Origin of the sequence: Methylopila turkensis (assembly GCF_027922325.1) — a bacterium.
In the GTDB taxonomy this organism is placed as follows: Bacteria; Pseudomonadota; Alphaproteobacteria; order Rhizobiales; family Methylopilaceae; genus Methylopila; species Methylopila turkensis.
Genome location: NZ_BSFL01000001.1, coordinates 121940 through 144171, shown reverse-complemented (window position 1 = coordinate 144171; position 22232 = coordinate 121940). Strand labels below are relative to the sequence as shown.

The 22232-nt window shown below is 70.5% G+C and carries 17 protein-coding genes; 7 read left to right on the top strand and 10 right to left on the bottom strand.

Going from position 1 to position 22232, the window contains the following annotated elements; translation table 11 throughout:
- Positions 1-124: 124 nt before the first annotated feature.
- Complete coding sequence (locus PKE78_RS00610; RefSeq protein WP_271198902.1) at positions 125-1069, top strand: PfkB family carbohydrate kinase; 945 nt, start codon at positions 125-127, stop codon at positions 1067-1069.
- Here the strand turns inward: PKE78_RS00610 and PKE78_RS00605 are convergent.
- A complete protein-coding gene (locus PKE78_RS00605) occupies positions 1036-2529 on the bottom strand; it encodes a sensor histidine kinase (RefSeq protein WP_271198901.1) in 1494 nt (497 codons plus the stop codon). The two genes, PKE78_RS00610 and PKE78_RS00605, sit on opposite strands and share 34 nt — an antisense overlap.
- A complete protein-coding gene (locus tag PKE78_RS00600; RefSeq protein WP_271198900.1) occupies positions 2526-3245 on the bottom strand; it encodes a response regulator in 720 nt (239 codons plus the stop codon). The genes PKE78_RS00605 and PKE78_RS00600 overlap by 4 nt, the downstream gene beginning before the upstream one ends.
- A gap of 225 nt (positions 3246-3470) precedes the next feature.
- Between PKE78_RS00600 and PKE78_RS00595 the strand changes: the two genes are divergently transcribed.
- From PKE78_RS00595 to PKE78_RS00585, 3 genes are all read left to right on the top strand, one after another.
- Positions 3471-3710, top strand: coding sequence for a hypothetical protein (locus PKE78_RS00595; RefSeq protein WP_271198899.1), 240 nt, complete (start codon positions 3471-3473; stop codon positions 3708-3710).
- 251 nt (positions 3711-3961) lie between these two features.
- Positions 3962-5131, top strand: a complete 1170-nt coding sequence (locus PKE78_RS00590) for an efflux RND transporter periplasmic adaptor subunit (protein ID WP_271198898.1) — start codon at positions 3962-3964, stop codon at positions 5129-5131.
- A 42-nt stretch (positions 5132-5173) separates the two neighbouring features.
- Positions 5174-8347, top strand: coding sequence for an efflux RND transporter permease subunit (locus tag PKE78_RS00585; RefSeq protein ID WP_271198897.1), 3174 nt, complete (start codon positions 5174-5176; stop codon positions 8345-8347).
- Positions 8348-8356: 9 nt separating this feature from the next.
- On the opposite strand, the gene PKE78_RS00580 is transcribed toward PKE78_RS00585, so the two are convergent.
- Both PKE78_RS00580 and PKE78_RS00575 read right to left on the bottom strand, forming a co-directional pair.
- Complete coding sequence (locus tag PKE78_RS00580; RefSeq protein ID WP_271198896.1) at positions 8357-10447, bottom strand: PAS domain-containing sensor histidine kinase; 2091 nt, start codon at positions 10445-10447, stop codon at positions 8357-8359.
- A 241-nt stretch (positions 10448-10688) separates the two neighbouring features.
- Positions 10689-11957, bottom strand: a complete 1269-nt coding sequence (locus tag PKE78_RS00575; protein WP_271198895.1) for a serine hydroxymethyltransferase — start codon at positions 11955-11957, stop codon at positions 10689-10691.
- Positions 11958-12142: 185 nt separating this feature from the next.
- Between PKE78_RS00575 and PKE78_RS00570 the strand changes: the two genes are divergently transcribed.
- Positions 12143-13618, top strand: a complete 1476-nt coding sequence (locus PKE78_RS00570) for a protein adenylyltransferase SelO (protein WP_271198894.1) — start codon at positions 12143-12145, stop codon at positions 13616-13618.
- 6 nt (positions 13619-13624) lie between these two features.
- Here PKE78_RS00570 and PKE78_RS00565 read toward each other — a convergent pair whose 3' ends face one another.
- From PKE78_RS00565 to PKE78_RS00545, 5 genes are all read right to left on the bottom strand, one after another.
- Complete coding sequence (locus PKE78_RS00565; protein ID WP_271198893.1) at positions 13625-14950, bottom strand: LLM class flavin-dependent oxidoreductase; 1326 nt, start codon at positions 14948-14950, stop codon at positions 13625-13627.
- An 80-nt stretch (positions 14951-15030) separates the two neighbouring features.
- The gene (locus PKE78_RS00560; RefSeq protein WP_271200037.1) at positions 15031-15993 is read right to left on the bottom strand and encodes an MBL fold metallo-hydrolase; all 963 of its coding nucleotides are present in this window, start codon (positions 15991-15993) and stop codon (positions 15031-15033) included.
- Between the two features lie 190 nt (positions 15994-16183).
- Positions 16184-16825: a hypothetical protein gene (locus PKE78_RS00555; RefSeq protein WP_271198892.1), complete on the bottom strand. Its 642-nt coding sequence runs from the start codon at positions 16823-16825 to the stop codon at positions 16184-16186.
- A 513-nt stretch (positions 16826-17338) separates the two neighbouring features.
- The gene (locus PKE78_RS00550) at positions 17339-17473 is read right to left on the bottom strand and encodes a hypothetical protein (protein WP_271198891.1); all 135 of its coding nucleotides are present in this window, start codon (positions 17471-17473) and stop codon (positions 17339-17341) included.
- 133 nt (positions 17474-17606) lie between these two features.
- A complete protein-coding gene (locus PKE78_RS00545) occupies positions 17607-18551 on the bottom strand; it encodes a GlxA family transcriptional regulator (protein ID WP_271198890.1) in 945 nt (314 codons plus the stop codon).
- 180 nt (positions 18552-18731) lie between these two features.
- On the opposite strand from PKE78_RS00545, the gene PKE78_RS00540 reads away from it, so the two are divergent.
- Together PKE78_RS00540 and PKE78_RS00535 are read left to right on the top strand one after the other, a co-directional pair.
- Positions 18732-19178 carry a (2Fe-2S)-binding protein gene (locus PKE78_RS00540; RefSeq protein WP_271198889.1) on the top strand — a complete coding sequence of 149 codons (447 nt, stop codon included), beginning with the start codon at positions 18732-18734 and terminating at the stop codon, positions 19176-19178.
- A gap of 13 nt (positions 19179-19191) precedes the next feature.
- On the top strand, positions 19192-21444 hold the full coding sequence (locus tag PKE78_RS00535) for a xanthine dehydrogenase family protein molybdopterin-binding subunit (RefSeq protein WP_271198888.1): 2253 nt from the start codon (positions 19192-19194) through the stop codon (positions 21442-21444).
- A 496-nt stretch (positions 21445-21940) separates the two neighbouring features.
- Here PKE78_RS00535 and PKE78_RS00530 read toward each other — a convergent pair whose 3' ends face one another.
- Complete coding sequence (locus tag PKE78_RS00530) at positions 21941-22228, bottom strand: hypothetical protein (protein ID WP_271198887.1); 288 nt, start codon at positions 22226-22228, stop codon at positions 21941-21943.
- Positions 22229-22232: the final 4 nt, after the last annotated feature.

Genomic DNA, 22232 nt, shown 5'->3' with positions numbered 1-22232 from the left:
AACCGCCGCCGCCTGTCCTCGCGCGATTGGCCGCGCCCGATGGGTGGTCTATCGTCCGCGCCGCGGGGGCGGGACGATGGATGCGATTGCGGGTTCGCCGGCCAGGGGCCGGCCCAGGATTTTCGTGCTGGGCAGCTTCGTCGCCGCCTGCACGGTGACGGTCGAGGAACTGCCCCTGCCGGGCGAATCCCTGCGCGCCGGCGCGTTCCTGATGGAGCCCGGCGGCAAGGGGTTCAATCTCGCGCTCGCCGCCCACCGGCTCGGCGCCGAGGTCGACGGTCTGTTCGCGGTCGGCGCCGACCTGTTGGGGGACCTCGCCGAGCCGGCCTTTCGTCGCGCAGGACTGGATCTCGCCATGTTGCGGCGGAAATCCGCCCCGACCGGCGGCGGCGTCGGCTTCATCGCCGCGAACGGCGAGAACTGCCTCGCGGTCGCGCCCGGCGCGAACGAGGCGCTCGGCGCGGAGGACGTGCGGCCGCTGGAGAACGCGATCGGCGCGGCCGATCTGTGCCTCGCCCAGTTCGAGATCGCCGACGGACCGATCGCCGAAGCCTTCGCGATCGCCCGCGCGACCGGACGTCCGACGCTGCTGAACCCGTCGCCCTTTCGCCCGCTGAGCGACGGCGTGCTCGCCGCGACCTCGATCCTGTGCGTCAACGCGGTCGAGGCGGAGGAGCTCGCGGAGTCCCTCGGCGAGACGGCCGCGCCGGGCGCGGACGGCGCCGCGGGCCTCGCGCGCCGGCTGTTCGATCTGGGGCTGGAGGCGCTCGTCGTCACCCGGGGCGGGGAGGGCGCGACCGTGCATCGGGCGGACGGGCCGGCGCATGTGGAGCCGGCCTTCCCTGTGCGCGCGGTCGACACGCTCGGCTGCGGCGACGCCTTCGGCGCCGCGCTCGCCGTCGCGCTGGCGGAAGGCCGCGACTGGCCCGAGGCCATGCGCCGCGCGGCCGCGAACGGCGCGCTCACCGCGGCCGCTCCAGGCGTGTTCGACGCCCTGCCCACGGTCGCGGCTCTCGAACTTGCGCTCGACGGCGCCTACGCCGAGGTCGTCGGCTTGGGCGGGCCGTAGGGCAGGGCGGGCGCGCGGAACAGCCGTCGGCGCGACCGCGCCTCGGCCTCGGCGGCGGCCTCGACGGCCGGCAGCGTGATGACGGCGCGCAGGCCGCCGCTCCGGTTCGTCAGCGTGACGTCGCCGCCGTGGCGGCGGACGATCGTGCGCGAGATCGCGAGCCCGAGACCCATGCCGCCGGTCTCGCGGTTGCGGGATTCCTCGAGCCGGAAGAACGGCGCGAACACCTTCTCCATCGCCTCGGCCGGAATGCCCGGACCGTCGTCGTCGACCACGATCTCGACCGTCTGCGGCGTCTGGACGACGCTGACCCGCGCGCGGCCGCCATAGCGCACCGCGTTCTCCACAAGGTTGCGCGCGGCGCGGCGCAGCGAGTCCGGGCGACAGCGCAGCTTGACGCGCGAACCCTCCAGGAAGCTGACGTCATGGCCGATCTCGGCGAGGTCGTCGCACATGCTCTCGACCAGCGACCTTACGTCGACGGCGCGCGTCTCCTCGACCACCGACTCCTCGCGCGCGAAGGCCAGTCCGGCCTCGGTCATGGCGCGCAGCTCGTCGATCGTCGCGAGCATTTTTTCGCGGGTCTCCTCGTCCTGCACGAATTCGGCCCGCAGCCGGAGCGAGGTGATCGGCGTGCGCAGGTCATGGCCGATCGCGGCCAGCATGCGCGTGCGGTCGCCGATGAAGCGCTGCAGCCTCGCCTGCATCAGGTTGAACGCCTCCGCCGTCCGGCGGATGTCGTCGGGGCCGGTCTCGGGCAGGGTGCGCTGCTCGCCGCGGCCGACCGCCTCGGAGGCGAGCGCCATCTGGCGCATCGGCCGGGTGATGCCGCGCGCGATGAAGGCGGCGATGCCGCAGAGCAGGACGGCCGCGAGCCCCATCGAAACCATGGACTGCGTGGTCCAGAAGCCGGCGGGCGCGGGCTTGGCGAGCGCCGTGTTCAGCCAGCCGCCGTCCTTGAGCCGGACGGCGAGGCCCATGCCGTTGGAACTGTTGATGTACTGGAACTTGGCCGGCCGGGACAGCGGCCAGGCCTGGGGCGGCAGATCGCGCCAGCTCGATTCCGGCGGCGGTTCGGTGGAGGGCGTGAAGCTGCTCCCGGACGAAAGCTTCGCGGGGCTTCCGAGACTGGCGAAGCTCGGGAGCGGCCGGCCGAGCTGGGCGAAGGCCTCGCCGCGCCAGGCGACCGCGTCGCCGGGAGCGTCGGGGGTGTACCAGAAGCGCGAATAGGTGGTGCCGCTCGCCTTCAGGATGTCGTCGCGGAGGTTTGGCGGCGTGCTCTCCACCACCTGGGCGATCGAGGCGCAGCGGCTCAAGAACTCGGCCTTCGCCGCCTTGTGGAGCGCCTCGCTGCGCTCGCCGAGGAACAGGACCGCGCCGAGGCCCTGCGACACGGCGAGGGCGAGCAGCATCAGGCCGATGAACTGGATCGTCAGGCTTCGGGTCCAGAGCCGCGTCATGGCGCCTGCACCTCCGCGACGAAGCTGTAGCCGCCGCCCCAGTGCGTCTTGATCAGCGACGGCGATTTCGGGTCGGTCTCGATCTTCTTCCGCAGGCGGCTGACCTGGTTGTCGATGCTGCGGTCGAACGGGTCCGCCGCGCGCCCGACGGTCAGGTCGAGCAGCTGGTCGCGGCTGAGCACGAGGCCCGAATGGTCGAGGAACACCGACAGCAGCCGAAACTCCGCGGTGCTGAGCGGGACGGCGAGGCCGTTGTCGTCCACGAGCTCGCGGCGGCCGACATGCAGCTGCCAGCGGTCGAAGCGGATCTCCCGCGCCTTCGGCGTGGCGCGCTGTGGCGGCAGGCTCTGCACCCGACGGAGCACGGCCTTGATCCGGGCCAGCAGTTCGCGCGGGTTGAACGGCTTGGTCAGATAGTCGTCGGCGCCGATCTCGAGGCCGACGATGCGGTCGGTCTCCTCCGCCATGGCGGTCAGCAGGATGACCGGGAGGTCCGTGGTCGAGCGCAGCTCGCGGCACAGCGACAGCCCGTCCTCGCCCGGCATCATCACGTCGAGCACCACGAGGTCCAGGCCGTTCTTCTCCATCAGCCGGCGGAACGCGGACGCGCTCTCGGCCTGACTGACGCGAAATCCATGTTTCGCGAGGTACTTCCCGACCAGGTCGCGAATGTCGCGATGGTCGTCGACCACGGCGATGTGTGGCTGGCAGTCCATTCGTCTTCAGCTCTCTATGACAACCTCATCATACCGACGCCGCCGATCGCGCGGCGGAGAAAAATGTATCGGAATGTAACGTTCTCACGAACCGCGACATCTCGCGACCAAAACGCCTGTCGACCGGCAGAACTCTGCGACAGACGGCCGGTAGAACGTCCTCATCGCCGGAGACGAACTGAGCGTCTCCATGAGGTTCCTGACGCAAGTCACGGGAGAACTCCGATGAAGACCATCATGACCGCCATCGCCGCGACGCTTCTCGCCACCGCGGCCGTCCAGGCCGACGAGCGTGGCGCGGATCGGCCCGCCGCCGTCACGTCCCAGCAGCGCGACCTCGACGCCCGCTACGGCGAGCGCATGCCCGTCTCGCTCGAGCGGACCTACGACGAGCCGTCCCGCCAGCCGTCCGACGACGCCTACCGCGCTTCGGTCGAGTGGACCGGCAACGACAACGAGGGATGATCCGCCTCGCCCCCGCGCGGCCTTCCCCCCGGGGCGGGCCGCGGGCGGATCGGCGGGGGCGCGGGGTTCCCCTCGCGCCGCGTCCCCGCCTGTAGCGCCGAGAGGGCCTGCGTCTTCAGCAGCGTCCCCCGCAAGACGCGGATCCTCTTGCGCTCAACCGGCCGCCGACGACATCGTGATGCCTCGTCGGCGGCCGGCGCTCTATCTTCGTTGCGTCGCAGCAAACGCCATGTCGGTTCGGAGAGCACAACATGCGGGTCGTCCGCGTCATCGGCCTCACATGCGTCCTCGCGATCGCCGCAGGGGCCGGCTTCTACGCATGGGGTCGGGTCACGCCATCGACCGCGCAGACCGCCGCGCCGCCGCCGCCCGCCGTGACGGTCGCAAGCCCGCTCGTGCGGCAGGTCACGGACTATGACGAGTTCACCGGCCGGTTCGAGCCGACGGCGACCGTCGAGGTGCGCCCGCGCGTGTCCGGCTACCTCACCGAGATCAATTTCAGAGACGGTCAGGTCGTCGAGGCCGGCCAGCTTCTGTTCGTCATCGACAAGCGGCCCTACCAGACCGCGCTCGCCCAGGCCGAAGCGCAGCTCGCCGGCGCGAGGGCGCAGCTCGCCTTCGCAGAGGCCGACGCCAAGCGCAGCCAGGAGCTGGTGAAGAGCTCCAACATCGCGGTCGCGACCCACGAGCAGCGCATCCAGCAGCGCCAGGCCGCCGACGCCGCGCTGAAGACCGCCGAGGCGGCGGTCGCGCGCGCGCGGCTCGACCTCGAGTTCACCGAGGTGCGTTCGCCGGTGCGCGGCCGCGCCTCGAACCGCCGCGTCGACATCGGCAACCTCGTCGTCGGCGACGGCGCCTCGACCGTGCTGACGACCGTCCTCGCCGAGGACCAGCTCTATTTCGTGTTCGACATCTCGGAAGGCGATCTGCTCGCCCGACAGCAGCAGGTCGGCGGGACCGCGCGCGCCGCGCAGGGCGTCAAAGTGCAGGCGCGGCGCGACGGCGAGGGGGGCTGGCCACGCGAAGGCGTGCTCGACTTCCTTGACAACCGCCTTCAGGCCGGTTCCGGCACCATCCGCGCCCGGGCGACCTTCGACAACGCCGACGCCGCGCTGACCCCCGGCCAGTTCGGCCGCATCCGCGTGCCCCGGGGCGAGCCCTACGACGCGCTGCTGGTGCCCGAGTCCGCGATCCTCTCCGATCAGATCGAGAAGGTCGTGCGCGTGGTCGACGGCGGAAACGTGGTCCGCCAGCGTAAGGTCCGGCCTGGGCCGGTCCAGCCCGGCGGCCTGATGATCGTGCGTTCGGGCCTGAACAGGGACGACCGCGTGATCGTCAACGGGCTGATGCAGGCGCGCGTCGGCGCGCCGGTGCGCCCGCAGCCCGCGGCGATCGAAGCCGCCGCCGCGCCGCAGAGCTGACGCCGGCGCCGCGCAGGCGCTCAAACATTCGAGGACCGTCCCATGCGGCTCGCTCATTTCTGCATCGACCGGCCGATCTTCGCTGCGGTGATCTCGATCCTGATCACCATGCTGGGCGCGGCGAGCTTCTTCTCGCTGCCGCTGTCCCAGTATCCGGAGATCGTGCCGCCGACGGTCGTGATCCGCGCGAATTATCCCGGCGCCTCGGCGCAGGTGGTCAGCGACACGGTTGCGACGCCGATCGAGCAGCAGATCAACGGCGTCGAGGACATGCTCTACATGTCCAGCCAGGCGACCGGCGACGGGCAGCTCACCACCACGATCACGTTCCAGCTCGGCACCGACCTCGACAAGGCGCAGGTGCTCGTCCAGAATCGGCTGTCGCTTGCGCTGCCGCGGCTGCCGGAATCGGTGAGCCGCCAGGGGCTGACGGTCCGAAAATCCTCGCCGGACCTGTTGCTCGCGGTGCATATGCGCTCGCCCGACAACAGCCGCGACCAGCTCTACATCTCGAACTACGTGAACCTGACGATCCGCGACGTGCTGGCGCGCATCGAGGGCGTCGGCGACGTGCGCATGCTCGGCGCGCAGGACCTGTCGATGGTGGTCTGGCTCGACCCCGACAAGGCGGCGGCGCGCAACCTCACGGCCGGCGAGATCGTGGCTGCGCTCAGGTCCCAGAACGTGCAGATCTCGGCGGGCGTCGTGAACCAGCCGCCGACCGCGACGTCGCGCGCCTACCAGCTCAACGTCGAGGCGCTTGGCCGGCTGACGCAGCCGGAGCAGTTCGCGAACATCGTCATCAAGAGCGAGGACGGCAGGGTCACGCGCGTCCGCGACGTCGCCCGGGTCGAGGTCGCGAGCCAGACGGTGACCGACCGCACCTACATCAACGAGTCGCCCGGCGTCGGCATCGGCGTGTTCCAGCTGCCCGGCGGCAACGCGCTCGCCACGGCGGACGAGGTGCGCGCCACCATGACGGAGCTGGCGAAGAACTTTCCCTCCGGCGTCGAGTACCAGATCAACTTCGACCCGACGCGCTTCGTTTCGGCCTCCGTCTACGCCGTCTACACCACCATCATCGAGGCCGTGATCCTCGTGGCGCTGGTGGTGATCCTGTTCCTTCAGCGCTGGCGCGCCGCGATCGTGCCGATCGCCGCGATCCCGGTGTCGCTGGTCGGGACCTTCGCCGCGCTCGCGGCCTTCGGCTACTCGCTGAACACCATCTCGCTGCTCGGGCTCGTGCTCGCGATCGGCATCGTGGTCGACGACGCCATCATCGTGGTCGAGAACGTCGAGCGAAACCTCGAGAAGGGGATGACGCCCAAGGAGGCGGCCCACGTCACCATGGACGAGGTCGGCGTCGCTCTGATCGCGATCGGCCTCATCCTGATGGCGGTGTTCGCGCCGGCGGCGTTCCTGCCCGGCATTCCTGGCCGGTTCTTCGAGCAGTTCGCCATCACCATCTCGGTCGCGACGCTGATCTCGGTGTTCGTCTCGCTGACGCTCAGTCCCGCCTTGTGCGCGGTGCTGCTGAAGCCCCACACGCACGGGACCCAGGCCCGGCCGCGCTTCTGGGGAACGCGCGCGCTCCACTGGTTCTTCGGATGGTTCAACCGCGGCTTCGACTGGATGTCGGAGCGCTACGGCCGGCTCACCGCCCGGCTCCTGCGCATCTCCACCCTCGCGCTCGTGGTCTATGTCGGCTTCGTCGGCCTCGCCGGCTGGCAGCTCATGCGCGCCCCGACCGGGTTTATCCCGGAACAGGACCAGTCCCAGCTCGTCACCATCGTCAAGCTGCCGCCCGGTTCGTCGCTCGAACGGACGGACGCCACGGTGGTCCAGATCGCCGAGCGGCTGAAGGCGATCGAGGGCGTGCAGGTCGCGGTGTCGAGCAGCGGCATCGACGGCGCCACCGGCGTCAACGCGTCGAATGTCGGGCGCGTCTTCACCATTCTGAAGCCGCACAACGAACGCGGGCAGGGCCTCGATCTCCGGACGATGCAGGCGAGGGTGAACGCCGCGCTCGCCGGCATCCAGGACGCGCAGATCGTGACCGTGCTGCCGCCTTCGGTGCGCGGCATCGGCTCGACCGGCGGCTTCAAGCTGATGGTGACGAGCCAGATGGGCGCGTCCGCGGAGGAGATCGCGAAGGTCGCGAACGACGTCGTCGCCGCCGCCAACCGCGAGCCCTCGCTGTCGCGTGTCTTCACGCCCTTCGACACCGGAACGCCGAAGATCTTCGCCGACATCGACCGCGTGAAGTCCGAGATGATCGGCGTGCCCGCCGACCGCGTGTTCGAGGCGCTCGAGGTTTATCTCGGCTCCGCCTATGTCAACGACTTCAACCTGCTCGGCCGCACCTACCGCGTGGCCGCGCAGGCCGACAGTTCCTTCCGGCAGGACGTGGAGGCCATCGGCCGCTACCGCACCCGCAGCGACAGCGGCGAGATGGTGCCGTTGAGCTCCGTCGCCTCGTTCAGCGAGATGACCGGCGCCTACCGCGTGCCGCGCTACAACCTCTACCAGGCGGCCGAGATCCAGGGCTCCGCCGCGCCGGGCTTTTCGTCCGGCGACGCCATGGCGACCATGGAGCGGGTCGCGGCGGCGACGCTGCCGCCGGGCTTCAGCTTTCAGTGGACCGAGCTGTCGCTGCAGGAGAAGCTCGCCGGCAACTCCGGGATGCTGATCTTCCTCGCCTCCGTGGCGCTGGTGTTCCTGCTGCTCGCCGCCCAGTACGAGAGCTGGACGCTGCCGCTCGCGATCGTTCTGATCGTGCCGATGTGCCTGCTCGCGGCGGTGACGGGGCTCAACATCCGCGGCATGCCGGTCGACATTCTGGCGCAGGCGGGATTCGTGGTGCTGATCGGGCTCGCGGCGAAGAACGCCATCCTGATCGTCGAGTTCGCCAAGCAGAACGAGGAGGCCGGCCAGAGCCGCGCCAAGGCCGCGATCGCCGCCGCCAAGACCCGCCTCCGGCCGATCCTGATGACGTCGCTCGCCTTCATCCTCGGCGTGCTGCCGCTGGCGCTCGCGACCGGCGCCGGCGCCGAGATGCGGCAGTCGCTCGGGACCTCGGTGTTCTACGGCATGATCGGCGTCACGATCTTCGGGCTGATCTTCACTCCCGTGTTCTACGTCGTGTGCCGGTCGCTCTCGCGCGCGCCGAAGCCGGCGGCGGCCCCGCATGGGGCGGCGCCTGCGCCCGCCGAATAAGGCGGCGCGTCAGCCGGAGGTGATCATCTCGCGGATGCGGGCGCCGAGAGCGTCGACCACGAACGGCTTGGTCAGCACCGCCATGCCCGGCTCCAGATGGCCGGAGTTCAGGGCCGCGTTCTCGGCGTAGCCGGTGATGAACAGCACCTTGAGGCCGGGCCGCGCGGCGCGCCCCGCGTCCGCCATCTGGCGGCCGTTCATGCCGCCGGGCAGGCCGACGTCCGTCACCAGCAGGTCGATCCGCACGTCCGACTGCAGCACCCGCAGCCCGGCGACGCTGTCCGCCGCCTCGATCGCGGCGTAGCCGAGGTCCTCGAGAACCTCGGTCACGAGCATCCGCACGGTGGGCTCGTCGTCCACCACCAGCACCGTCTCGCCCTGCTCCGCGCGGGAGGCGATGATCGCGCCGCCGAGGGGGTCGGCCTCCTCCAACTCGCCGATGTAGCGCGGTAGATAGAGGCACACCGTCGTGCCTTGCCCGACCTCGGAATAGATCCGCACCTGGCCGCCGGACTGCTTTGCGAAGCCGTAGATCATGCTGAGCCCGAGGCCGGTGCCCGCGCCGATCGGCTTGGTGGTGAAGAACGGATCGAACGCCTTCGCCATCACCTCCGGCGTCATGCCGGACCCGGTGTCGGAGACGCAGAGGGAGAGGTACTGCCCGATGGGCACGTCGTGCATGCGCGCGGCGCGCTCGTCGAGCCATCGGTTCGCGGTCTCGACGACCATCCGGCCGCCGTCGGGCATGGCGTCGCGGGCGTTTATGCAGAGGTTCAGCAGCGCGTTCTCGAGCTGGGAGGGGTCGACCAGCGCGGGCCAAAGCCCCGACGCGCCGATGACCTCGAAGTTCACGGACGGGCCGACCGTGCGCCGGATCAGATCCTCCATGCCGTGGATCAGCCGGTTCACGTCGGTGGGCTTCGGCGCCAGCGTCTGGCGGCGCGAGAACGCGAGCAGGCGATGGGTCAGCGCGGCGGCGCGCCGGGCCGCGCCCTGCGCGACGTTGATGTAGCGCTCCACGTCGTGGATTCGGCCCTGACTGAGGCGCGTCTGCATCAGCTCCAGGCTGCCGGAGACGCCCGCGAGCAGGTTGTTGAAGTCGTGCGCGATGCCGCCGGTGAGCTGGCCGATCGCCTCCATCTTCTGCGCCTGCCGCAGCGCGGCCTCGGTCTCGCGCAGCCGGTCCTGCTCGGCGAGCCGTTCGGTGACGTCGTAGACGAACTGGTACGCGCCGATCGGCGCGCCGTCAGCGTCGCGCAGCGTGCTGAAGCGCATCTCGTAATGCCGGACCTCGCCGCCCGGATCGCTGAACGCGGCGATCTCCACGAACTCCTCGCCGGCGAGCGCCCTGGTCCAGATCGCGCGGACGGCTTCGCGCTGCTGCGGCCGCCCCTCCAGAATCTCGAGCATGTGGTCGCCGACCTTCGGGCGCACGCCGAACACGCGCTCGAACTCCTGCGCGCCGGAGCGGTTGATCGCGAGCCACACGAAGTCCTTGTCGAGGACGTGGATATAGGCGGTGGTGGCCTCGAAGACGTCGGCGAGCAGCTTGCGCTCGGCGATCGCCTCCGCGATGCGCGTCTCCAGCGTCTCGTTGAGGCTTTGGAGCGCCTGTTCGGCGCGCTTGCGGGCGGTGATGTCCTGGAACAGCACGGCGACCTGGCGGAGGCTCGGCGGCTCCAGACGGAACGCGGCGAGCTCCAGGTGCCGGCCGGTCGCGACCAGCTCGCGCTGGAAGCGGATCGGCTTCCCGGTCCGCAGCACGCCGCCATAGAGCTCGACCCAGCCGTCGGCCTCCTCCGCGACCATCTCGCGCAGCTTCTGCCCGACGACGTTCGGAATGCCCGCATGGGCGGCGTAGGCGGCGTTGGCCTCCACATGGATGTAGTCGCTCAACGGCCCGTGGGGGCCGTCGAAGAACTCGATGACGCAGAAGCCCTCGTCCATCGCGTCGAACAGCGCGCGGTAGCGATGCTCCTGCACGTTGACGGCGGTCTCCCCCCGGAGCCGTTCCGCGCCCACCTGCTCGCGCAGCCGCGCGTTCTCGGCTTCGAGCGCGCGCGTGCGGTCCAGAAGCTTCTCGATGTCGTCCGTGCTCACGGCCGGCGCCCCGGCCGGGTCGGAGAGCCGAAGGAGGCGAGGACGGTGGGCATGCGGTTTCCGGAACGGTGCTGAAAGGCGTCAGGCGCGGGTTCGCGCGCGTTCGAAAGGTAGCCTCTTTCGGTCGGCGGGCCACGAAATGTTTTCGCGAACAGCGCATGTCGGAGCGCCGATCGCGGCCGTCCCCCGGCGCGCCGTACCGATACGCAGGACGGGGAAGAACGGTTCCCGCGGGCGGGCATCACATATCGGGATAGATCGGATGGGCGCGGCACAGCGCGCGCACCTCCTCGCGCACGCCGGCGATCAGGGCCGCGTCCGAGGGCGCGTGCGCGATGCGGGCGATCCAGCCGCCGATGCGGCGGAACTCGTCGACGCCGAAGCCGCGCGTCGTGCCGGCGTTGCTGGACAGGCGCAGACCGGACGGCGCCTCGGCCGGACGCTTGTCGAACGGGATCAGGTTCTTGTTGGCGGCGAGGCCGGCCTTCTCCAGCGCCTTCGCGGCGACGTCGCCGTCGACGCCCTGGTTCACCAGATCGACCAGCGCCATGCTGGTGTCCGTGCCGCCGCCCACGAGCCTCATGTTCGCGGCGGCGAGCGTCTCCGCCAGCGCGCGGGCGTTCGCGACCGCCGCCTCGTTGTAGGCGCGGAACTCGGGCCGCAGCGCCTCGCCGAAGCAGGCGGCCTTCGCCGCCACCTCATGGAGCATCACCGAGCCCTGCACGCCAGGAAACACGCCGTGGTTGATCCGGTCCGACAGCGTTTTGTCGTTCCAGAGCACGATCGCGCCGCGGGCGCCGCGCAGCGACTTGTTGGTCGTGGTCGTCACCACATGGGCGTGGGGAAACGGGTGCGGATAGACGCCGGCGGCCACGAGGCCCGCGAAATGCGCCATGTCCACCATCAGCCAGGCACCGACCTCGTCGGCGATCGCCCGAAAGCCGGCGAAGTCGAGCGTCCAGGCGTAGGCCGAGCCGCCGGCCACGATGATCCGCGGGCGGCTCGCGAGCGCGAGCGCGCGCACCTCGTCGAGATCGACCCGCTCGGTCAGGCGGCTGACGCCGTAATGGGCCACGCGATAGTCGCGCCCGGTGAGGGTCGCGGGGTGGCCGTGGCTGATGTGCCCGCCGGCGGCGGTGTTCATCGACAGGATCGTGTCGCCGGGGGCGAGCAGCCCCAGAAACACGCCGTTGTTGGCGTTGGAGCCGGAATGGGCCTGCACGTTGGCGAAGCGGCAGCCGAACAGCTTGGTCGCCCGCTCGATCGCGAGCGCCTCGACGGCGTCGGCGAACTCCGCGCCGCCGTAGTAGCGCGCATAGGCCGGGCCCTCGACGGTCTTGTTGGTGAGCACGGAGCCCTGCGCCTCCAGCACCAGCCGGGAGACGATGTTCTCCGAGGCGATCAGCTCGATCCCGTCCCGCTGACGCTCCAGTTCGCCGCGCAGCGCGGCCGCTAGGTCGGGGTCCGCGTCGAGACCCTGCGTGAAGTAGCCATCGTGCAGCACGGACATCGGTCGTTCCATGAGGGGCGGCAGGACGCGCGGCGGCGGCGCGCTTCGGAGGGGGCCGGACCGTCGCCCGCGCCCCGTCGCGGCGTCAAGGCCGGGGAGGGGGCGCTTCCGTCGGCGCGCCTCGCGCCCATATAGCGGGGGGAGGCGGCGGCGACGCCGCAGCGGTTGAGGAGCGATCCGGCGACGTGACGATGCTCATACCCTTCGACAACAGCTACGCCCGTCTGCCCGAGGCGTTCCACCGCCCCACGCCGCCGACGCCGGTGGCCTCGCCCCGTCTGGTGGCGTTCAACCGGCCGCTCGCGGCCGAGCTCGGGCTCGACGCCGCGGCGCTGGCGGCGGCCGAGGGGGCGGCGGTCTTCGCCGGCAACGTGGTCGCCCCCGGCTCCGAGCCGATCGCGACCGCCTATGCCGGGCATCAGTTCGGCCAGTTCGTTCCGCAGCTCGGCGACGGGCGCGCCATCCTGCTGGGCGAGGTGGTGGACCACGCCGGAGCCCGCCGCGACATCCAGCTCAAGGGCGCCGGGCTGACGCCGTTCTCCCGGCGCGGCGACGGTCGCGCCGCGCTCGGTCCGGTGCTGCGCGAATATCTCGTCAGCGAGGCGATGGCCGCGCTCGGCGTGCCGACCACGCGCGCGCTCGCCGCCGCCACGACGGGCGAGGCGGTGCTGCGCGAGCGACCGCTGCCCGGCGCGGTGCTGACGCGCGTAGCCTCGAGCCACATCCGGGTCGGCACCTTCCAGTTCTTCGCCGCGCGCGGGAACGTCGCCGCGCTGAAGGACCTCGTCGACCATGTGATCGCGCGCCATTATCCGGAGGCCGCCGATCGTCCCGACCGCGCGCTCGCCATGTACGAGCGGGTGGTCGCGCGGCAGGCGTCGCTGGTCGCGCAGTGGATGCATGTGGGCTTCGTCCACGGCGTCATGAACACCGACAACTGCTCGATCGCCGGCGAGACGATCGACTACGGCCCCTGCGCGTTCCTCGACGCCTACGATCCGCGCGCCGTGTTCAGCTCGATCGACCAGCACGGGCGCTACGCTTTCGCGAACCAGCCCGGCATCGCGCAGTGGAACCTGGCGCGGCTGGCGGAGTGCCTGCTGCCGCTGCTGTCGGAGGACCAGGACGCCGCCATCGCTCAGGTCACCCTGGCGCTCAGCGCCTTCGCGCCCGCCTTCGAAACGGCGCGGCTCGACGGCTACCGCCGCAAGCTCGGCCTGACCGGCGACCGCGAGGACGACGGCGGGCTCGTGCAGGAGCTGCTCGACCGCATGGCCGAGGGCCGGGCCGACCACACGCTGACCTTCCGCCGGCTCGCGGCCGTCGCGGGCGGCGACGCGCAGGCGGGCCCGCGCGACCTGTTCGACGAGCCGGCGCTCTTCGACGAGTGGGCGGTCCGCTACGTGGCGCGGCTCGGCCAGGAGCCGGGCGACGGGGCCGCCCGGCGGGAGAGCATGGAGCGGGTCAATCCCGCGATCATCCCGCGCAACCACAATGTGGAGGCCGCGCTGCAGGCCGCGGTCGAGGACGACGACTTCGCGCCGTTCGAGGCCCTCGCGGCGGCCCTCGCCGCCCCCTACGCGCGCTCGGCCGACGACAGCGTCTACGCCGCGCCGCCGCCGAAGGACGCCGGGCCCTACCGCACTTTCTGCGGCACGTGAGGCGGCTCAGTCCGGGAAGAAGCGGTTCTCCGGCCGCGGCAGGCCGAGATGCTCCCGCAGGGTGCGGCCCTCGTAGGCCGTGCGGAAGATTCCACGCCGCCTGAGTTCCGGGACCACGCGATCGACGACGTCGTCGAGCCCCTGCGGCAGGTAGGGGAACATGACGTTGAAGCCGTCGCAGCCTTCGGCTTCCAGCCATTCCTGCATCTGGTCGGCGACCGTTTCGGGCGTGCCCACGAAGGCGAGCCCGGAATAGCCGCCGACGCGCTGCGCGAGCTGCCGCACCGTCAGGTTCTCCCGGCGCGCGAAGCCCATGATCTTGTCCTGGCTGCTGCGGCTGGCGTTGGTCGGCGGCAGTTCAGGAAGCGGCGCGTCGGGGTCGAAGCCGGAGACGTCGTGGCCGAGCATGGTGGAGAGCGAGCCGAAGCCGCTGTCCACATGAACCAGGGAGTCGAGCGTCGCGCGTTTCGCCCGCGCCTCGTCGACGCTGTCGCCGACGACGATGAAGGCGCCGGGCAGAATCTTGACGTGGTCCGGATCGCGTCCCGCGACGGCCGCCCGGCGCTTGACGTCGGCGTAGAACGCCTGCGCCTCGCCGAGCTTCGTCGGCGCGCAGAACACGGCGTCGGCGGTCTCGGCGGCGAGCTGGCGTCCGGGCTCCGACGCGCCCGCCTGCACCACGACCGGACGTCCCTGCGGCGAGCGCGCGATGTTGAGCGGGCCGCGCACCGAGAAGTGCGGGCCCTTGTGGTCGAGCCGGCGCATCCGGTCGGGGTTCACATAGACGCCGGCCTCGACGTCGCGCACGAAGGCGTCGTCGGCGAAGGAATCCCAGAGCCCGACGACGACGTCGTAGAACTCCCGCGCCCGGACGTAGCGGGCGTCGTGCTCCATGTGCTCCTCGAGCCCGAAGTTGAGCGCCGCGTCCGGATTGGAGGTGGTCACCACGTTCCAGCCCGCCCGGCCGTCCGAGATGTGGTCGAGCGAGGCGAAGCGCCGGGCGACGTGGTAGGGCAGGTCGAAGGTGGTGGAGCCGGTCGCGACGAGGCCGATGCGCTCGGTCACCGCGGCGAGCGCCGACAGCAGCGTGAAGGGCTCGAACGAGGTCACCGTGTGGCTGCGCTTGAGCGCGTCCGGCGGCATGTTCAGCACCGCGAGATGGTCGGCCATGAAGAAGGCGTCGAACGTCGCCTCCTCGAGCCGCTGCGCGAAGCGCTTCATGTGGCCGAAGTTGAAGTTCGCGTCGGGCCAGGAGCCGGGATAGCGCCACGCGCCGGTGTGCAGGCTCACCGGACGCATGAAGGCCCCGAGCTTCAACTGTCGCGTCGCCATCGGTCGCGGATCCTCACAATGCGCGTCGGCCGCCGACGCCTGATCGCGGCGGCCTCTGCCGGCTTACGTGCTCGAACGGATCAGAACTGCCAGCCGAGCGGGACCCAGGTGTAGCCGACATCCGTCTTCAGCATGCGCCCGAGGCCTGGGAACGGATAGTGGAAGCCGAGGACAAGCAGCCGGTCCGCCGCGGCCATGTCGAAGATGCGGCGGCGGGAGACGAGCGCGGCGTCCTTGTCGCGATCCGGCCCAGGCTTCCACGGCCGGTCGACATTGACGATTGGGTGATAGGCGAGATCGGCCGTCAGCAGGAGCTGATCGCTCCCGGACTGAACGAGGAAGTTCGCCATGCCGGGGGTGTGGCCGGCGGCCGGCAGGGTGGACAGTCCCGGGACGATCTCCGCGCCGGGCTCATACAGTTCGATCCCGTCGGCGACCGGCTCGACGCTCCGCTTGATGGCGGCCGCGAAATTGCGGCGGAACTCCGCGGGGACCGGCATGTAGGAGAGGTCGGGGTCGGTGCGGACGAAGAAGTCCCAGTCGGCCCGAGGCGCGAACACCGTGGCCCGCGGGAACATTCTGCCGCCGTCCGCGGCGCGGAGGTTCCCGACATGGTCGGGATGGGTGTGCGAGACGACCACGATGTCGATGTCGTCGGGCGACAGGCCGAGGGCGGCCAGGTTCCGGAAGACGCGGCCGCCCTGAGGCCCCATGGTCTGCCCGGCCCCGGCTTCGAGCAGGATCCGCCGTCCGTTGGTCTCGAGGAGCAGCGTGTTCAGGTTGAGCGTCAGCCGGTCGGTCGGCAGGAAGGCGCGCCGCAAAACCTCCTGAAGCTCCGCCTCCGGCGCGTCACTGGCGTAGACCCGCGGCGGCCCGCCGATCAGTCCGTCGCTCAGCACCGTCGCCGTCATGTCGCCGACGCGAAAGCGGTAATGACCGGCGTTCCCGGCCTCGGCGGGTGGCGAGGCGGCGGGAGCCTGCTGCGCAAGAGCGACGCCGGTCGGGAAAACCAGTCCCGTCGCCGCCGTCGCGGCCGTCAGGATGATCTTTCTGCGGTTCAACGTGATCTCAGCCATGTCCTGATCCTCACCCGAGAGCGGCCGGCAAGCGCCGCGTTCGAAGTCACGCCGGCGCGAACTGCGATCATCCGCGGCGGCGCCTCGTTGGGATCGGGATCTTAACCTCTGTCGAAGCGCGCAGGGAGGCGATCGGTCGCCTCCCTGCGCTTCTCCGTCAGCGCGGGCCGTGGCGATCGCCGTGCGGGCCGCCATGGGGGCCATGACGATCGGGACCGTGCCGGCCGCGCTCGCCGCCATGGCGCGGGCCGAGCGGCATGCTGTCGAGCTGGGCGATCTGCTCCGGGGTCAGCTTCTGGCGCAGGGCCTCGGTGGCCGCCTTCAGCGTCCTGGCCTTCTCGGCGCGTTCGATGGTCCGGTCGGCCATGCGGTCGGCGAAGTCGAGCACGCCGCGGGGACGGTCGGGACCCCGCTCGCCGCCGTCCGGGCCGGGACGCGGGCTGGCGGGACGCGGCGGCTTGACGAAGTCGACCGCAGCCGCCGTGAAGGCGCGCCAGGTGTCGAGCTGGTCGCCGCGGACTCCGATCGCGACCTCCGCGGCGGCGAGCCGGCCGGCGAGCTTGAGGGCGAGGCGGTCCGCCTTCTTATGCGCCTTGTGCATGGGTCCGTGGCCGTGACGAGGACCATGGGCGTGGCGCTCGCCCCTGCCGTCCCGTTCCGCCTGATGCGGCGCCGGCGGCTGGACCTGGGCGCTTTGCGCCGGCGCGGGCTGCGCCTGCGACGCCGTGTTCAGCGCGAACACGCTGGTTGCGGCGGCCGACGCGGTGACGAATGCGATAGCGAGAGCAGTTTTGCGCAATTCGAATACTCCTGGAAAGACGCTCGAAGTTCGCGTTGATTTGCGGGGGCGATCAAAGACGAAAGTTCGGGGGCCTCGATATGAACGATCATTCATGATTTGCTTTGATCATCGATCCTGATGTTCGACCACTGACACGCGAGAACGATGACGATCATGCGGATACTCAAGGTCACGTGCTCGTGAGCGGGAGCGGTCGCGCATCATCCCTCGGTCGGACTGCCATGCTCTCCGCCGGTCGACGTCGCGATGTGCGTCAGGATCGCGGCGATGAAGGCGACCGGCCGCGTCGTCGACCTGTCGGCGATAGGCGGCGCGGCGTCGCCGCCTCGCGCCGGGCCTTCACACGGCCTTGATGATCGCCTATATCAGCATCACCGGATGGTCGCGGCGGCGCCTGCATGGAGCGCGCCGCGGGTCTCCGGCTCCCGACACTTTTTTACATCGACGGCTCACGCGCCGCTGTCTCTGCGACGGCGAAGACCCGCGAGGCCGCAAGGACATCATGAAGCATCACGCCACAGCCCGGCCCGCGGAAGCGCGGCCGGCGCCCCACCCGATCCGCAGGTCGCCGACCCCGAGCACGACCAGCGCCTGGAAGCCCGAACCGAGCGCGATCTCACGCGCGGAAATGCGCGACATCATCATCGAGATGATCGGCTGACCGCGACCGCCCGAACTCGCGAAGCCCGCCTCTGGAGGCGGGCTTCTTGCGTTTTGAAGGGGCGTTTTTCCACCGCCGGCCGACGACGGAGCGCCGAGGCGTCCCCGTTGCGACCGCTTACGCCGCCGCCAGGCGCGCGGTGCGACGGACGGCCTGGGGAGGCTGGCCGAGCGTTCGCAGGAAGGCGCGCCGCATGCGGTCCGGGTCGGCGAAGCCGGTTTCGCGCGCGATCGCGTCGTTGGGCAGGCGGCCTTCCTCGATCAGGCGTCGCGCCGCCTCCACCCGCAGCGTCTCGATCGCCTTGGCCGGGGACTGACCGGTCTCCGCGCGGAACGCCCGGCTGAACTGACGCGGGCTGAGATTCGCCGCCTCCGCCAGCCGCTCGACGGAGAGCTCCAGCCGCAGGTTTTCGCGCGCGAAGGCCAGCGCGCGCTGGATGCGGTCGGACGACGGCCGCATCTCCAGCATCGCCGAATACTGCGACTGCCCGCCGGTGCGCAGGTGGTACATCACCATGCGCCGGGCGATGTCGCGCGCCACCTCCGCGCCGAGGTCCGTCTCGACGATCGCGAGCGCGAGATCGATGCAGGCGGTCATGCCGGCGGACGTCCAGACGCCGTGGTCCTCGATGAAGATGCGGTCCTCCTCCACCCGTACGGCGGGGAAGAGGCGCTGCAGCTCGCGCGCCTTGGCCCAGTGCGTGGTCGCGCGCCGGCCGTCCAGCAGGCCGGCTTCGGCCGCCACGAAGGCCCCGGTGCAGATCGCCGCCACCCGGCGGCTGACCTTCGCCGCGCGCCGCACGAAGGCGACGAGGCCGGGCGAGTCCTCGAACACGGCGCTCGTCCCGCAGACGAACAGGGTGTCGAAATCCGCCGCGCCGAACGGCCGGCTGTCCACCTTCGCTCCGAACGAGCTCCGGACCAGGCCGCCGCGCTCCGAGACGATTTCGATGGCGTAGACCGGCGCCCCCATGACCTCGTTGGCGAGCTCGAACACGGTCCCGACCGCGAGGTCGAGGGCCTGAAAGCCCGGAAAAATGGCGACGCCGATCCTGCGGGTCATGTCTCGAAAAGCCGGAAAAATGACATTTGGGTCATTTTGCTACGCTTCTAAGCTGAGCCGGTCAACCAAAGCGGCGAAGGCGCGCGCCACGGCGGACGTCGGCATGGGCGCGGGCTCAATCAGGGCCGTCCCTCCCGGCGTCGCCTCCGCCTTCGATCTGATCCTCAGGTGGAGGGAGCCATGTACGAGATCGACGTCAACGGTGAGAAGCGTCAGGCGGATGTCGAGGCCGGCACGCCGCTGCTCTGGGTGCTGCGCGACACGCTCGGCATGACCGGCACCAAGTATGGCTGCGGCATCGCCCAATGCGGCGCCTGCACGGTCATCGTGGACGGCGCCGCGATGCGCTCCTGCCAGTTCCCGGTCGAGGCCGTCGGCGACTCCAAGGTCACGACCATCGAGGCGATCGAGCAGGACGAGGTCGGCCGCAAGGTGGTGGAGGCCTGGGTCGAGGCGCAGGTTCCGCAATGCGGCTACTGCCAGTCCGGACAGGTGATGGCCGCGACCGCGCTGCTGAAGGAGACGCCCAAGCCCTCCGACCAGGACATCGCCGACGCGATGACGAACCTCTGCCGCTGCGGCACCTACAATCACATCGCGAGCGCCGTCCGGCGCGCCGCGGCCTGATCGGGAGGCTTCGATGAACGATCTCTCGCCGCTCGACGTCTCGTCCGCCACGCCCCTGGTGCCGGACGAGGGCGTCGCGAACCTCTCTCGCCGCCGTTTCCTCGGCGTCGCCTCCGGCGCGCTGGTGCTGGCCGTCGCGCTGCCCCATCGCCGTGCCCTGGCGCAGGCCGAAGGGGCGGGGGCGATCGCGCCCAAGCCCGGCACGCGGGTGCCCGCCTTCCTCGAACTTCGCCCCGACGGCTCGGTGAAGCTGCTCAGCGCCTTCATCGAGGGCGGGCAGGGCATCAACACCGCCATGGCTCAGATCGTCGGCGAGGAGCTCGACGTCGATCCCGCGCGCTTCGAGGTGGAATGCGCGCCGCCCGGCCCGGACTACGCGCTGGTCAACGGCCTCCGGATGACGGGCGGCAGCTTCTCGACGCGGTCGAGCTACGCCGCCATGCGCCGCCTCGGCGCCACCGCGCGCGAGATGCTGATCCGCGCCGCCGCCGGACGGCTCAAGGTTCAGGACGGCGAGCTTTCGACGGAGGACGGCAAGGTCGTGCACGCCGCCTCCGGCCGCTCGCTGAGCTACGGCGAGCTCGCCGGCGAGGCGCTGCTGCTGCAGCCGAAGGAGGAGGTCCCGCTCCGCGATCCGGCGACCTTCCGCTACATCCGCAAGCCGGTCGCCCGGCTCGACGTGCGCGACAAGTCGACCGGAAAGGCGGTCTACGCCATCGACCAGAAGGTCGACGGCATGCTCTACGCCGCCGTCACCCACGCGCCGGTGTTCGGCACGGAACCTGAAGCGCTCGACAACGAGGCCGAGGTGAAGGCGATGCCGGGCGTGCATTCGGTGCACAGGCTGCCGAGCGCGGTCGCGGTCGCGGCCGACAGCTGGTGGCGCGCCCGCCAGGCGGTCGAGGCGCTCAAGGTGCGCTGGTCCGAGCCGCCGAAGGACGGGCTCGACGCCATGTCGTCGAGCTTCTCATCCGAGAGCCTGCTCGCGACGCTGAAGGGCGCGAAGGAGAAGGGCTTGCCGTCCGAGACGGAAGGCGACGCCGACGCCGCATTCGCCAAGGCCGCCAAGGTGATCGAGGCGGAGTACGACGCGCCCTATCTCGCCCACGCGCAGCTCGAGCCGCCGTCGAGCATCGCCCGATTCAACCCCGACGGGACGCTCGACCTCTGGGTTCCGAACCAGATGCCCGAGCTGTTCCAGGCGGTCGCGGCCAAGACGGCGGGCTTGTCGCCGGAACAGGTGAAGATCCATTCGCCTCTGCTCGGCGGCTTCTTCGGCCGGCATTTCATGTACGGGCCCTCGAACCCGTTCCCGCAGGCGATTGTGCTCGCCAAGGCGACGGGCAAGCCGGTCAAGGTGCTGTGGTCGCGCGAGGAGGAGTTCCTGAACGACGCGGTGCGGCCCTTGAGCTTCAGCCGCTTCCGCGCCGCGCTCGACGCCTCCGGGCAGCCGACCGCGATCGAGGTCAAGACCGTCGGCGAAGGCCCGATCGCGCGCTGGTTCGGGGCGATCTTCAAGAACCCGGTGGATTCCTCCGCGGTCGAGGGCATCGTCGAGAAGCCCTACGCCATCCCGAACCGGAAGATGGAGTTCCTGAAGATCGCGCATCCCGTGAACATCGCCTTCTGGCGGTCGGTCGGGCACTCGATGAACGACTTTTTCTACGAGAGCTTCTTCGACGAGATCGCCGAAGCGGGCGGCAAAGACCCGTTCGAGCTGCGGCTGGCGCTGCTGAAGGACAAGCCGCGCCACCTGAACCTGCTGAAGGCGGCGGCGGAGCTTTCCGGCGGCTGGAAGCGGGGGCCGTATGACGCCGAGGGCGGCAAGCGCGCCCGCGGCGTGGCGATGGCCTCGCCCTTCGGTTCGGAGACCGCGACCATCGCGGAGGTCTCCATCGCGGGCGGCGAGGCCAAGGTCCACCAGCTGTGGATCGCGATCGATCCGGGCTCGATCGTCAATCCGGCGATCGTGAAGGCGCAGGTCGAGTCGGCCGCCGCGCTGGGGCTGTCGTCCGCGCTGTTCGAGCAAGTCGTCTACAAGAACGGCGAGCGGCAGGCGAAGAACTACGACGCCTACAAGATCCTCTCGCGCGACCACATGCCGGAGGTGCACGTCACGATCATCGAGAGCGGCGAGCCCATGGGCGGCATCGGCGAGCCGGGCCTGCCAGGCGTGCCGCCGGCCGTCGCCAACGCGCTCGCGGCGCTCAGCGGCCAGCGCGTGCGCAGCCTGCCGATGGCGAACACCAAGCTGTCGGGCGCCTGAGCGGGAGCGGTCGGCGCGCGGAAGCGGCCGTCCTGAGTTGCGCGGCGGACATCGTCTCCGCCGCGCACGAACCACGCCGCGCGTCCTTAGTCGCCGCCGATGCTCGAGCGCGGCGCAGGTGAGCAGCCTCCGGAACCCGGCGGCGGAGATCGAGAACGATCCTGCGCGTCGCGCGACTGCGTCGACTTTTGGAGCGTCCGGCGTACGCGGCCCGTTCCCGCTCGTCCGCCTTGTCAGCGCCGACATTTTACGGGAGCGCTCGAAAAGACGCTTTCGTCTCGTTCACGGGGACTTGTGTCGAAGCTTTTCAATCCGGAAGCGCTCTGCATTGTGTCCGCCGACGGATATCACTGGCCTGTCTGCGAAATTAAACGTCCGCTTTCCAGAGCAGATCCAACTTCCGATATTTCGCGCATCTGAGCCGGATCGCCTCGTCCCGGGCTGACCCAAAGCGGACGTTGTAAGGGGTCGCTCATTGGCCCGCTGATCCGCTTCGTCAGCGCTTGACGCTCTTCGAGGTGCCGGCCCGGGCGCCCGCCGCCTTCATCTTTCGTGCGGCCCGAACCATCGGGGCGTCGACGGGACCAGATACGGGCCGTCGACGTTTGGTCGTTTTGACTCCCGACAGAGCCGCGGCGAGCAACGCCCGCGCCGCCTCTTCGCGCGACATCGGGTCGACATGGGCCGCGATCCAGCCGTCGAGCTTGGCGAGAAGCTCGGGGGCCGCCGATATCGTGAGGTTGGCGACGCTGGAGGCCGCGGGGGACAAGTTGGACTTGGTCATCGAT

What these genes read in the sequence shown, in the direction of transcription:
- PKE78_RS00590 (WP_271198898.1), top strand. Translation starts at nt 3,962, where the DNA reads ATGCGGGTCGTCCGCGTCATCGGCCTCACATGCGTCCTCGCGATCGCC.
- PKE78_RS00565 (WP_271198893.1), bottom strand. Translation starts at nt 14,950, where the DNA reads ATGGCGACGCGACAGTTGAAGCTCGGGGCCTTCATGCGTCCGGTGAGC.
- PKE78_RS00585 (WP_271198897.1), top strand. Translation starts at nt 5,174, where the DNA reads ATGCGGCTCGCTCATTTCTGCATCGACCGGCCGATCTTCGCTGCGGTG.
- PKE78_RS00540 (WP_271198889.1), top strand. Translation starts at nt 18,732, where the DNA reads ATGTACGAGATCGACGTCAACGGTGAGAAGCGTCAGGCGGATGTCGAG.
- PKE78_RS00530 (WP_271198887.1), bottom strand. Translation starts at nt 22,228, where the DNA reads ATGACCAAGTCCAACTTGTCCCCCGCGGCCTCCAGCGTCGCCAACCTC.
- PKE78_RS00535 (WP_271198888.1), top strand. Translation starts at nt 19,192, where the DNA reads ATGAACGATCTCTCGCCGCTCGACGTCTCGTCCGCCACGCCCCTGGTG.
- PKE78_RS00595 (WP_271198899.1), top strand. Translation starts at nt 3,471, where the DNA reads ATGAAGACCATCATGACCGCCATCGCCGCGACGCTTCTCGCCACCGCG.
- PKE78_RS00545 (WP_271198890.1), bottom strand. Translation starts at nt 18,551, where the DNA reads ATGACCCGCAGGATCGGCGTCGCCATTTTTCCGGGCTTTCAGGCCCTC.
- PKE78_RS00600 (WP_271198900.1), bottom strand. Translation starts at nt 3,245, where the DNA reads ATGGACTGCCAGCCACACATCGCCGTGGTCGACGACCATCGCGACATT.
- PKE78_RS00575 (WP_271198895.1), bottom strand. Translation starts at nt 11,957, where the DNA reads ATGTCCGTGCTGCACGATGGCTACTTCACGCAGGGTCTCGACGCGGAC.
- PKE78_RS00605 (WP_271198901.1), bottom strand. Translation starts at nt 2,529, where the DNA reads ATGACGCGGCTCTGGACCCGAAGCCTGACGATCCAGTTCATCGGCCTG.
- PKE78_RS00550 (WP_271198891.1), bottom strand. Translation starts at nt 17,473, where the DNA reads ATGATGATGTCGCGCATTTCCGCGCGTGAGATCGCGCTCGGTTCGGGC.